14 protein-coding genes are annotated in these 12,466 nt (G+C 42.6%); 9 read left to right on the plus strand and 5 right to left on the minus strand.

Annotation, left to right across the window (positions count from 1 at the left end; translation table 11 throughout):
* Positions 1–40: 40 nt before the first annotated feature.
* The 5 genes from IGJ12_RS06810 to IGJ12_RS06830 form a co-directional block, all read right to left on the minus strand.
* A complete protein-coding gene (locus IGJ12_RS06810; RefSeq protein ID WP_005236643.1) occupies positions 41–478 on the minus strand; it encodes a helix-turn-helix domain-containing protein in 438 nt (145 codons plus the stop codon).
* Positions 479–487: 9 nt separating this feature from the next.
* On the minus strand, positions 488–2,038 hold the full coding sequence (locus IGJ12_RS06815; RefSeq protein WP_430619500.1) for an ATP-binding cassette domain-containing protein: 1,551 nt from the start codon (positions 2,036–2,038) through the stop codon (positions 488–490).
* Positions 2,039–2,135: 97 nt separating this feature from the next.
* Complete coding sequence (locus IGJ12_RS06820; protein ID WP_005236637.1) at positions 2,136–2,957, minus strand: TPM domain-containing protein; 822 nt, start codon at positions 2,955–2,957, stop codon at positions 2,136–2,138.
* Complete coding sequence (locus IGJ12_RS06825) at positions 2,954–4,075, minus strand: ATP-binding protein (RefSeq protein ID WP_086372798.1); 1,122 nt, start codon at positions 4,073–4,075, stop codon at positions 2,954–2,956. The genes IGJ12_RS06820 and IGJ12_RS06825 overlap by 4 nt, the downstream gene beginning before the upstream one ends.
* 16 nt (positions 4,076–4,091) lie before the next feature.
* Positions 4,092–5,321 (minus strand): SPFH domain-containing protein, encoded by a 1,230-nt coding sequence (locus tag IGJ12_RS06830; protein ID WP_016621227.1) that lies wholly within the window; start codon positions 5,319–5,321, stop codon positions 4,092–4,094.
* Positions 5,322–5,604: 283 nt separating this feature from the next.
* Between IGJ12_RS06830 and dnaX the strand changes: the two genes are divergently transcribed.
* The 9 genes from dnaX to rsmI all read left to right on the plus strand — a co-directional run bounded on the left by dnaX (position 5,605) and on the right by rsmI (position 12,381).
* Positions 5,605–7,326 (plus strand): DNA polymerase III subunit gamma/tau, encoded by a 1,722-nt coding sequence (gene dnaX / locus IGJ12_RS06835; RefSeq protein WP_016621226.1) that lies wholly within the window; start codon positions 5,605–5,607, stop codon positions 7,324–7,326.
* A 20-nt stretch (positions 7,327–7,346) separates the two neighbouring features.
* Positions 7,347–7,661: a YbaB/EbfC family nucleoid-associated protein gene (locus IGJ12_RS06840; protein ID WP_005236633.1), complete on the plus strand. Its 315-nt coding sequence runs from the start codon at positions 7,347–7,349 to the stop codon at positions 7,659–7,661.
* Between the two features lie 14 nt (positions 7,662–7,675).
* Positions 7,676–8,272 (plus strand): recombination mediator RecR, encoded by a 597-nt coding sequence (gene recR, locus IGJ12_RS06845; RefSeq protein ID WP_005229813.1) that lies wholly within the window; start codon positions 7,676–7,678, stop codon positions 8,270–8,272.
* A 20-nt stretch (positions 8,273–8,292) separates the two neighbouring features.
* Positions 8,293–8,940, plus strand: a complete 648-nt coding sequence (tmk, locus tag IGJ12_RS06850; protein ID WP_005229815.1) for a dTMP kinase — start codon at positions 8,293–8,295, stop codon at positions 8,938–8,940.
* Positions 8,941–8,972: 32 nt separating this feature from the next.
* A complete protein-coding gene (locus IGJ12_RS06855) occupies positions 8,973–9,302 on the plus strand; it encodes a cyclic-di-AMP receptor (protein ID WP_005229817.1) in 330 nt (109 codons plus the stop codon).
* Positions 9,303–9,316: 14 nt separating this feature from the next.
* Positions 9,317–10,249, plus strand: a complete 933-nt coding sequence (gene holB, locus IGJ12_RS06860) for a DNA polymerase III subunit delta' (protein ID WP_005236622.1) — start codon at positions 9,317–9,319, stop codon at positions 10,247–10,249.
* Positions 10,250–10,278: 29 nt separating this feature from the next.
* Entirely contained in the window at positions 10,279–11,079 is an 801-nt protein-coding gene (locus IGJ12_RS06865; protein WP_005236620.1) for a PSP1 domain-containing protein, read from the plus strand.
* A 19-nt stretch (positions 11,080–11,098) separates the two neighbouring features.
* Complete coding sequence (locus IGJ12_RS06870; RefSeq protein ID WP_077452675.1) at positions 11,099–11,446, plus strand: DNA replication initiation control protein YabA; 348 nt, start codon at positions 11,099–11,101, stop codon at positions 11,444–11,446.
* 74 nt (positions 11,447–11,520) lie between these two features.
* Positions 11,521–12,381, plus strand: coding sequence for a 16S rRNA (cytidine(1402)-2'-O)-methyltransferase (gene rsmI / locus IGJ12_RS06875; protein ID WP_005236618.1), 861 nt, complete (start codon positions 11,521–11,523; stop codon positions 12,379–12,381).
* The last annotated feature ends 85 nt before the right edge of the window (positions 12,382–12,466 follow it).

Consider the following 12,466-nt stretch of genomic DNA (forward strand, 5'->3'; position numbering starts at 1 on the left):
TGGGTCTCTTCTTTTAAATTCAAAGCAGGCGCTCAGATGATTACTTTGGGAGAGAAAGTATTGTTTCGATCCACTGTCCAAAGGTTGTTACATATTTCAACGGTCCGATCAATGTAAATCGTGCCATCGTTGGGTTGATTTTTTCAAAGTAAAAACGCCGACTTTCCCCTGAGTAAAGTGCATTGAACTCATCAATAACGATTTTTTTTTGCTGTTGTAGCAATTCCTCTGATTCAATAAAGAAATCAATGGCAAGTAAGCTTTCGGGTATCTGTTTTTCTGAACGTATTGAAGCAAAAGAAAGCAGGGGATCTTCAAATGGTTCGCCCATCAACGAAGCCACATCTTTGTAAGAAAAGCGCCACTGCCCGCCAATTTTTGTCCCTTTAAGTTGGTTGGTCTTTTGATAATTTCGGATGGTTCGAGTCGTTACGCCCAGTTTTTCAGCGACTTCTTCAACGGTATAATAATCTTTCATCGGTTCCTCCTACAAAGCGATTGTACGATCACAAAAGCGTTGCTCCTCTTTCTTATGACTAGTATAGATGATCATGCGTTTTTCTGCATGTTTTTTTAAATACTTCATAATCTTTTCGGCAGCTTCATCATCAAGGCTGCTGGTAGCTTCGTCTAAAAGAATGATTTCGGCATCACTTAATAATATGCGAGCTAGAGCGATTCTTTGCTTTTCTCCTCCAGACAAGTCGGCACCATTTTCCGTAAGCCTGCTAGTCCATGAGCGCTGTTGAAAAATGGGCGCTAAAATACCAGAGGTTTCGATAATTATTTTTTCTTCTCTCGTCATTTTTCTTCCCCATACAAGATTTTCTTCAATTGTCCGAGAGAGAATCGTAGGGTCTTGAGCAAGGTAGAGGGTTTTATCTGTTTCAGGGTTTCTTGGCTTGATGCGTTTACTCTTCGTTGAAAGCGAAATTCCTTCTGATGGATAAAGGCCAGCAATTGCCTTTAAAAACGTTGATTTTCCTTTTCCTGAAGCGCCAGCCAAGTAAATATGTTCACCAGGTTTCAAGGTTTCTTCAATGGGAAAGGAAAAGCTGTGGTTGCCAATGGATACGACAGGGTGGTCGAAAGTAAGACTCAGAGTAGCTTCACGCGTTTGGTTCCAGCGGTCATCGGGAGCAGCCAATTCTTCGTTAACAAAACGTTGATTGGTCCTCAGAGTAGCTGTATCAAGATTGATTTTCGTTAAACCACTTAATGCAGAAAAGTAAATGGGTAATAGCACGCCAATCAAAATCAACGCAGAGGTTGGCAGTTCATCTTGTAATATTCCTTGAATCATAAACAAATAGACGCCGATCTGGGCGATCTGATTGATCGCATTAAGGACTAAACTAGTCGTTTGGGCAAAAGTATTGGTGTTTGCTAATGTTTGATACATCGATGTCAATTGAGAGGAAAACAGCTGCTCAGGAACAGCGTCACTCCATTGCTTCATTGTATCAATATGGGACAATGTTGTTAACATTTCCTTATTGCTAAGAGCAAATGCTTCTTGCATATTTTTCATCTTAATACTCAACTGTTGATTGATCCATCGAAACCCAAAAACATTGATGGGAAATAGCGATAGTAAAATGAAACCCAGTAAATAATGCAATTGGAAACACAAAAAAAGTGGGATCAGCAATAAGAAAAAGCAGCGAATGGATTCGCTAAAACTACCGCAAATAAACAAGTATAAGGAATCAACAACGCCAAAGATGCGGTTTAATAGATAAGTGGGCTCCTTTTCAGAGAGTTCTACATAACTCTTCCTTTTCATTTTTTTTAACAATTCTAAGAGATGGCGAACATTCATCGAAGCTGCATAGCGCTCTTTCATCACAATCAATAAGAATTGCGCGCAATAAGTGATACTTAATATGAACGCTAATAAGCCGACGAGATGATCAAAGCGCAGTGCGTGATCTTCTTGTAGAAGCAAAGGGAAAGCGAGGTTTGTCAGGACAGTCAAAAAAACTAGCAAACTACTCAAACTGATAAAAAGTTTATTGTTTCTAATAATTTCAAACATAAAATCAACTCATTTCCTATATTTTCCTAAATAGTAGATGTTTTTATGAAAATTGTCAACAAAAAAAGAGTTCCTGATTAAAGGAACTCTTGAAAAATTAAAAGCTGCGTCCGCCGCCGCCGAATGTTCCGCCACCAGAAGAGTGGGTCGTACTGCCACCGCCGCCGCCAGAAAAACCGCCACCACCGCCTCCACCATTATTCGAAGGACGGGGGATGCGTCTGGTTGTGACAAAGGAATTGACTAAGCGATCTTCTTTTTGGGTCAGATCAATACTTGATTTTTCTAGATAGTTAAATTTGTAGCCGCCCATTTTTAATTGGTAACGGGATTTAACAATGATGAAAAAAGCGATACTGATCACTGCCGCGATCGCTAAGCAAATAGCAATTTCTAGTGGCGTTATCACTTTGTAATAAGTAATTTTTCCGGTATCACGATCGATACGATAATGATCGGCAGGAACACCTGCTTCCACAAAACCCTCTGCTTTTTGCAGATAGACCAATGCAGCTTGATAATAATTTCCCTCTGCCATCTGGTCAAATACCGCATCAAGTAGCTTATCTAGACGTGAATCGGTAAGATAATCGATCATATTTCCGGAAGTCGAAACGTGAAATTTCCGTTGCGCCATATCGATCACCAATGCCGAACCGTTGTTGTCGTTGCCGATCCGTCTTGAAAGATATCGATCAGTGTACAACTCGATATCTCCCGTATTGCTGTTTGTTGTTTGAATAAAAACTTCGCCTTTGATCTTTGCATTCAGCGCTTCTGCTTCTTCGTTCAACTTCTGGATCTCTTGTTCGGTAAAGAGTCCAGCGTGGTCTGCGACTGTCTCTTCGGCTGCGAAGGCGGGCAGGGCGGTTAAGAAAAAGCCAACCAGCAGTAACAACAAATAAGATAGTTTTTTCATAAGAAATACGCTCCAATCAATGCGAGGATGGTCGTTGCCGCGAAAATTGCGCCACTGACGATTCCCAAGCGCTTGTAACTAATCGGTAAAACACCGCTGACTTTTCCGGTTTGCCCATTCATCGCATAATAAAAGGCACTCTTGTTTTCATCATCGGCTCGATAGGTCACTAGCCATACAGGAAGCAAAACGTAGTTGTTTTCTTCTTTTGTTAGATTGATGGAACGATTGTTGCGTTTAAAACTAGTATAGCCATTGACGGTACCTGCTAGCAGATTTTCAGCATAACCCGATAATTCGTTTTTGACTTCGTCAGAAAGATCAATGTATTCAATGTCTCTTTTTTCTGCTTGGAAGCCGGCTAAATACTGACTGCGAAAATTAACAGCTTTTTCAAGGGGAAACGGCTGAACGCCAGTCACCATTTTTTGCTGAACGTTTTTTGACAGCGCATGCTTGAGCAATTCATTCACCTTGATTTTTCCTCGTCGCAAGACATCGTATTGTTTGTGCTCAGTATATTCAATATCACCAACGCGCCAAATACGCAAAGAGGTACCCATACCTGAAAGCAAGCCATTCATCTCAGCATCGACGACCCAATAAGGGAAGTACACACCAGTCAATTTCTCTACTTGTGCTTGATCGAAGAAATCCCGTGGCACAAATTTTTTCTTTTGCGCCCATTCTAAGAATTTCGCAGTTGCTTCTTCCTTTTCGATGGCAAAAGGGAGGACTTTGTTAGGTAAAAATTCTCCTGAAAGCCGTCCCGACAAAACGACCGGATTATGGCAAAAGTAGCAATAGGTTGCGGCTGTAGTCGCATCCGTCACGATTTCAGCACCGCAGCTGGGGCAGGTGAAAAGGTCCATCTGCCCCGCTTGTGCATCGGCTTGCTCTCTAACTTCTTCTTGAAGGGACGGTTCGGTCTCGGTCGCTGCAGAAGGATCTGAGACAGGAGTATCGGCCATCTGCGCTTCTTTTTGCTTTTCTTCAAAGGCAGTGACTTCGTCTTCAGTAAAAATACTCAGACAAAATGGACAATGAAATTTTTGATCGCCAGGATCAAAGGTTAAAGCGCCACCACAATTGGGGCACTTATGTGTGATAACATCCATCAGCAATCCTCCTCAATTAGTCTACTGGGACACCTTTGAAAGGTTTGCCGCAATTCGGACAGAATTTTGGAATGCCGTTGGCTAAATCGATCACTTCACCACAATCGCTGCATTTCATTTTCAGGCTTGGTCCATCGCTCGTTGGTTTTGGCGTCCCGCAATTGCTGCAGAATTTACCAGTATTAGAGGTGCCGCATTGTGGACAGTCCCAATGATCTGCGCTGTTTTGTGCGGAAGCCTGTTGCTGCTGCATCTGCTGCTGGTTGTTTTGAGACGCTTGGTTCAAATAACCGCCGCCAGCGTTCATCCCCATGCCCATGCCAACAAACCCAGTCGTAGCCCCAGCGGCATTGCTACCGGCAGATTCCATACCACGAGCAACCGAACCTTGAACATAGCCTTCACGAATCGAAGGGTCGCCTAACATTGCCCCTTGGTTCCGCATGTTGATCAGTTTTACGGAATCATCCGTATAAGAGATGCTTGCGACGGCAACAGAAACGATTTCCATGCCGCGGAGTTCTCGCCAGCTGTCATCAAGAACCGTTCCCATATATTTGCTTAATTCCATGCTCTTAGATGGAACGTAAGAAATTCGTTCGCCATCAGCGGACATTTTGTTGATCGCTGTTTGTAGGGCGGTCAAAAATTCAGCTAAGTACTGCTCATTGATGTCGTTGATATCGACTTGACTTTTGTTTTTTGGGATCGCATTCGTATAGAACAAAATTGGATCGGTAATTCGTAAGGAATAGTTTCCGTGCGCCCGTAAGAATAGTTCTGCGTTATAAAAGTTGTCAAAATAGTTCAAAGGCGATGAAGTACCGAAGCGAATTCCTTTGATTTCTTGAAGATTGATATAAAAAACTTGTTGTTTTTGTGGTGTAACGCCGCCAAACTTAAAGCGGTCGAAGGTTTCAGAAATCGCATCTTTCAATGAACCGTTCAACATCGAAGGCGCTAATTCATTTTTGACGGTATAGTAGCCTTCTTCAGCGGTATAATCGATGATTCGCCCGCCATCAACCAATAACATCATCATATTCGGATAGACATGGATCACTGACCCATCAGTGATGACATCTTCCGTGCCTTTTCTGTTAGAACCGCGTTTGTCATTACGCCGCACTTTGACACCTTTTGTCATTACTGTCGAATCGCTCATATTGTCAGGCTCGATCACCTCTAGCCATTGATCTGCTAATCCGCCGCCAATTGCGCTTGTTGCCGCTTTGATAATACCCATTTTCAGTCCTCCTTTAAATTGTTTTCATCACAATAGATGAACGTAGATTCATTATACCATAGGAGGTGAGATTTACGTTATCAGTCTAAAGTTGGAGAAGAGGAATGGTCTTTTTTCTTGAAAATAGGGAAGAATAAAAGGATATAGTGAGTGAAAGCGCGCGGAATGGCTCTTCGAATTAAATTTCCTTTTCTTTTAAGATTCCACCACGCAAACGGTGGTTTTTTTAGCTGATATTACGTATAATAGAAGGTAGCGAATTTTGAAATGAGTGTGGAAAACTATGGCCTATCAAGCATTATATCGTGTTTGGCGTTCTCAGCGTTTTGATGATGTTGTCGGACAAAAAGCAATTACCCAAACCTTAAAAAATGCAATCGATCAAAATCAAATCTCGCATGCTTACTTGTTTACGGGCCCTCGAGGAACCGGGAAAACAAGTGCAGCGAAAATTTTTGCCAAAGCCATCAATTGTCCGAACCAAGTCAATGGCGAGCCTTGCAATGAGTGTGACATGTGTCGCTCAATCACAGCAGGAACGCAAGAAGACGTGATCGAAATCGATGCGGCAAGTAACAACGGTGTAGAAGAAATTCGCTTTATTCGTGATCGTGCGAACTATGCACCGACCCAAGCAGAATACAAAGTTTATATCATTGATGAAGTGCACATGCTGTCAACAGGCGCATTTAATGCATTACTAAAAACATTGGAAGAACCACGGAAAAATGTTGTCTTTATTTTGGCAACAACAGAGCCCCATAAGATTCCAGCAACGATTATTTCCCGAACCCAACGATTTGATTTCAAACGGATCAATACGCAAGACATCGTGGGTCATTTGGAAACGGTCCTTACTACTAGCGAGATCAATTACGAAGCAGAAGCTTTACAGATCATTGCGCGAGCCGCAGAAGGCGGTATGCGGGATGCCTTGAGTATCACCGACCAGGCGATCGCTTTTAGTGATGGAACCGTAACGACCCAAGATGCTTTAGAAGTGACGGGCAGCTTGTCCTATGAAATGATGGACCGTCTGATGCAGGCTTGTGGGGAAAAAGAAGTTGCCGATGCGTTAGCGACCTTGCGGGAGTTATTAGCCTCTGGTAAAGAAGCCCGCCGTTTATTGGAAAACTTGTTGGTTTATTGTCGAGACTTGCTGATGTATCAACAAGCGCCGCAGCTGCTATCTGAAAAGTCTCTGCAGTTGACTGAAGCGTTTCAAACACTGGCAAAGATTACCCCGCCAGCAAAAATCTATCACTGGATCACGGTCTTAAACGATACGCAAAATGAAGTACGATTTACGAACAATCCTACGATCTATTTGGAAGTGGCTGTGGTCAAATTAGCCAATGATCCAGAAAGTGCTGCTGTTGCCAGCAATTCAGCTGACAATAGTCAAGAAGTGGCGCAGTTACGTCAAGCACTGCAAAAACTTCAGGCAGAGGTGCAACGACTGCAAGAGAATCGACCGACGGGTGCCGTTGCTGAAACCACCGCGCCAGTGAAGAAAACCAAGGCGACCACTACGTTCCGTTTACCAAAGGAACGCGTGTTCCAAGTGCTGAAAAGTGCAACGAAGAAAGACTTGGCAAATGTTCGTAATGTTTGGGACGATCTTTTGATGTCTCTTTCCGTGACGCAAAGAGCTATGCTGCACTCCAGTGAAGCAAAAGCTGCCAGCGAATCGGGCGTCGTGATCGCTTTTGACTATGAGATCTTATGTCAGCGAGCAAGTAACGACCAAGAGTTTCAATTGATGATCCATAATCAATTGTCCCGTATGATCAAAGACTACGCCCCACAGGCTGTCTTTATTACAAAAGAAAGTTGGCCGACGCTACGACAAGAGTTTTTGGCTGGCGGTCAAGCAACGGAAGAGTCAGAAATTGAAGTAGAGCAAGAAGAGACCGAAGCCGCTCCTGTCGAACCAGAAAATGACGACTTAGTAACAAAAGCGCAAGAGTTATTTGGTGAATTAACCAGCATTGAAGAAAATTAATGAATATGGAGTGATGAATAATGATGCGAGGCATGGGAAATATGCAAGGCATGATGAAACAAATGCAAAAAATGCAAAAAGAAATGATGAAAGAACAAGAAGCACTAAACAGCAAAGAATTTATCGGCGAATCGACAAATGGCTATGTCAAAGCGACCTTTACTGGCGATAAGACGTTACAAGACATTGCTATCAATGAAGCAATCGTTGATGCTGACGATGTGGAAATGCTGCAAGATATGATCATTTTAGCCATCAATGACGGATTAAAGAAAATTGAAAAAGAATCGGAACAAACAATGGGCAAATATACAAGAAACATTCCGGGTCTATAAAAGGAGAAATGACGGTGCAATATCCTGAACCGATCGCCCGATTGATCGACAGTTACATGAAACTGCCGGGAATTGGACAAAAAACCGCAACACGTTTGGCATTTTATACGATTGATATGAAAGAAGAAGTCGTCAATGAGTTTGCTAAATCGTTGCTTAGTGTTAAACGAGATTTGCACTTTTGCAGTATTTGCGGAAATATAACGGAAGAAGATCCTTGTGAAATCTGCAGTGATCCCACAAGAGACAAAGAAACGATTTTAGTAGTTGAAGAGCCTAAAGATGTCATGGCATTAGAAAAAGTCCGCGAGTATCATGGACTTTATCATGTGCTGCATGGCGTGTTATCCCCGATGGAAGGGACAGGTCCAGAAGATATCAACATTGCATCCCTGATACAGCGGCTGCATGATGATCAGGTCAAAGAAGTGATCATTGCGACCAATGCGACCACGGAAGGCGAAGCGACGGCGATGTATATGTCGCGTTTGATCAAGCCTGCCGGTATTAAAGTCACGCGTTTGGCTCATGGCTTATCTGTGGGCAGCGATATTGAATACGCGGATGAAGTGACCTTGCTAAAAGCAGTAGAAGGTCGCCGAGAATTATAAAGATATTGGAGGCAATTAGGGTGAATGGATTGTTTATAACCATCGAAGGACCGGATGGTGCTGGAAAAACCAGTGTGATCGAAGAATTGTATCCTCGGTTACAGCTTGAAGCAACAAGAAAAATCGTTAAAACAAGAGAACCTGGCGGAGTTAAAATCGCTGAAAAAATTCGTAAAATTATTTTAGATCCGCGAAATGAAGAAATGGATGAGCGGACCGAAGCTTTACTTTATGCAGCGGCACGCCGCCAACACTTGATTGAGGTTGTCCTGCCGGCATTGAACGCCGGACACATCGTGATCTGTGACCGCTTTGTTGACAGTTCGCTTGCCTATCAAGGAGCTGGACGTCGCATCGGGATTCCTGAGATCGCACGGATCAACGAGTTTGCGACGGAAGGAACGACCCCTGATTTTACCTTGTATCTAGATGTTGACTCTGATACTGGCTTGCGTCGCATCCAAGAAAATCGTGCACATCAATATGACCGACTAGATTCGGAAGGATTGGAGTTTCATCAACGGGTTCGTCATGCGTATCTAAAGCTAGCGGAAGAAAATCCTGTACGCATTCATAAGATTGATGCTAGAATGGGGTTACAAGAAGTTGTTGAATCCAGCTATTCAGCAATCGTTGAATCGTATCCTGCTTACTTCAAATCAATCTAGGGTAGGTTGGATAACACAAAGGAGATGGTCCCATGAAATTAATTATGGCAATCGTACAAGACAAAGACAGTAATCGTTTGGCAAATGAGTTTATTGATGCCAATATCCGTGCTACAAAATTGTCATCAACGGGTGGTTTTTTAAAGGCTGGTAATAGTACGTTTATCATTGGTATTGAAGATGACCGTGTGCAAGATGCGTTAGAATTGATTAAAAAAACCTGTCAATCAAGAAAGCAATATGTCTCGACACCGATGTCACTAGATATATCCTTAGATGGTCAAGTTCCTTATCCGGTCGAAGTCGAAGTCGGTGGCGCCACCGTATTCGTGCTGCCAGTTGACGGATTCCATCAATATTAAAAAAGGAGCATTTCATGGAGGAGTTATTTCTACAAGAATACCAGCCTCTTGTTTTTGCCCAACTAAAAAAAAGTATCAAGCATGGGCGCATTGCTCATGCTTATCTTTTTGAAGGGGACAAGGGGACTGGCAAGCATGAACTAAGTCTATGGCTCGCAAAACGCCTTTTTTGTGCCAATGTACAAGAAGAAGCGCCATGTGGTGCATGCAGCAATTGTCTACGGATCGCCCAAGGAGAGCATCCTGACGTTATCCAAATTGAACCTGATGGGCAGATGATCAAAGTCGACCAGATTCGACAGCTGCAAGAGGAGTTCTCAAAAAGCGGCTTTGAAAGCCGTTTGAAAATCTTTATTTTGTCTCAAGCTGACAAAATGAACAACAGCGCTGCCAACAGTTTACTAAAGTTTTTAGAAGAACCAGTGGGAAACTTTCTGGCGATCTTAGAAACGGAGAGCCTTGGTCGTATTTTGCCAACCATCCAGTCTCGCTGTCAGATCATTCATTTCTCTCCTTTGTCAAAAGAAAAACTGCAAGAAAAGTTACAAGAAGAGGGACTTTCTAAAGAGACAAGCCGACTTCTAAGCCACTTGACCAATAGTTATCATAAAGCAGTTGAAATCTCGCAAGATGAATGGTTTAATGAAACTAAGGATGCTGTTAAGCGTTGGGTGAATTACCTTTTGAAGAAAGACCCGCAAGCATTTATTTTTGTTCAGAAAAAATTATTGGGTCTAGCAAAAGAAAAAAATCAGCAATCAGAAATCTTTTTGCTCTTGTTATTTTACTTTCAAGAGGAGCGGGATCGATTGTTGGGGCAAGGTTTATGGGGAAAAGAGATCAATCGTGCCATTGAAGCCGCATTGCAAGCACAAAAAAAGTTGCAAGCCAATGTGTCTTTCCAAGGTGTGGCAGAACAATTTTCCGTGAAAATCATCTATGGATAAAACGCAGCAGCCGGAAAAGGAGACCAGAGATGATCGAAGTTGTCGGAGTGCGTTATCATGACGTAGGCCAGATTTATTTTTACACACCGAAAAAACAGACCTATACTATAAATGACCAAGTCATCGTGGAATCACAAGATGCTAAATGTCTTGCCACAGTCGTCACCAAAAGCAGAGAAATGAATGAGAGCGATTTGCCTCAGGTAGTCAAACCTATCTTACGTCGGGCGACGAAGAAAGATTTGGAACAGGCAGCAGCCAATCAAAAGGCGGCAGATGAAGCGTTAAAAATTGGAAAAGAAAAAATCCGCGCACATCAGTTGCCAATGAAATTGATTCGAGTAGCCTATACCTTTGAGCGGACAAAACTGATTTTTTCGTTTACTGCAGAAAGCCGTGTTGACTTTCGCGAATTAGTCAAAGACTTGGCAAGTGAATTTCATACCCGGATTGAACTGCGCCAAATCGGTGTCAGGGATGAAGCGAAGGCGCTAGGCGGAGTTGGGCCCTGTGGTCGCAAACTATGCTGTGCGACGTTTTTAGGGGATTTTATCCCTGTATCCATCAAGATGGCTAAAGATCAAGGACTTTCCTTGAATCCTGCGAAAATCTCAGGATTATGCGGTCGTTTGATGTGCTGTCTTAAGTATGAAAGTGAAGAATATGAGCGGGCGAAAAAAGAATTGCCGGATCGCGGCAAGGAAGTTGAAACGCCAGATGGCAAAGGACGTGTGGTTGGGCTGGATCTGTTGAGCCGAGTGATCAAAGTCCGTTTGCATGATCGGCAAACACCAATCGAATATGATTATGAAGAACTAGTGACAAAATAAGTAGGTGACCATAATGAGCATGGACAAACGATCAATATATGACGGATTGAATCAGTTAGAATCGGAGTTGCAAAATTCCTTAAATAATCTAGCGGAAATGAAGCAGTCTTTGCAAGAAATCGTCGAAAAAAATACGACATTAGAATTGGAAAATCAACGCTTACGTGAACACATTCGTGAGTTGAACCAAGTGGCAGATGCACCCGCTGAATCGGTCAAACAAGAACTTTCTAAATCACGAATGAATTTAGAAAAGATTTACGAAGAAGGATTTCATGTTTGTTATGACTTATACGGTTCTCGCAGAGAACATGATGAACCTTGTGCATTTTGTCTAGAAGTGATCTATCGTGAAAGCGGCAAATAACTGACTGACAGTCTAATAGGTTCGTTAGAAAAAAGATCAGTTTCCACTGGTCTTTTTTTCGAAAGGAGCAGTACATGCAAAAGCAACAAAGTTATAAACAAGACACTGGAAAACTGTATCTTGTTCCGACACCGATCGGGAACTTGGAAGATATGACGGTCCGTTGTGTCAAAATTTTAAAAGAAGCGGACCTGATCGCAAGTGAAGATACTCGCAATACCCAGAAATTGTTGAATCATTTTGAGATCTCGACACCGCAAAAAAGCTTACATGAACACAATTATAAAGAGCGAGTTCCGCATTTGGTAGAACAGCTGCAGATGGGCAAGACCATTGCCCAATGCAGCGATGCTGGTATGCCCTCCATCAGTGATCCGGGGCATGAATTAGTCAAGGCCTGTCTAGCTGAAGGAATCGCGGTGATTGCGCTTCCGGGACCTACGGCAGGTTTGACAGCGTTGATTGCTTCAGGCTTATCGCCGCAACCAAATCTTTTTTATGGCTTTTTACCTCGTAAGAAAAAAGAACAAAAACAAGCCTTGAGTGAATTAGCGACCCAGAAAGCAACGATGATTTTTTATGAGTCACCCTATCGAATCGCAGCGACGATTGAAACAATGCTAGAGGTATTTGGTGAACGTCAGGCAGTCATTTGCCGAGAATTGACAAAAATCCATGAAGAATACTTGCGAGGGACCTTTTCTGAATTGATCGACTATTTAGAGCAGCAGCCAATCAAAGGAGAATGCTGTCTGTTGGTGGAAGGCTCTTCTGAAATACATGAAATTGTTTATGAAGGAAGTTACGCAGAACAAGTAGCTGCCTTGATGGAAGAGGCCGAAATGTCCTCAAAAGAAGCAATCAAAGAAGTGGCTAAACGTAATCAAGTAAAGAAACAGCTTGTCTATCAAGCGTATCACCAAATAGAAGAGTAATCATACCGAGACTTCTCTCGGTATTTTTTTTGTTCACACGCTTACTTATGTGATATTACCTAACATATAAAGTCAGCTATTTTCA

This window comes from Enterococcus sp. DIV0802b, from assembly GCF_050543535.1.
Taxonomy (GTDB): Bacteria; Bacillota; Bacilli; order Lactobacillales; family Enterococcaceae; genus Enterococcus_D; species Enterococcus_D entomosocium.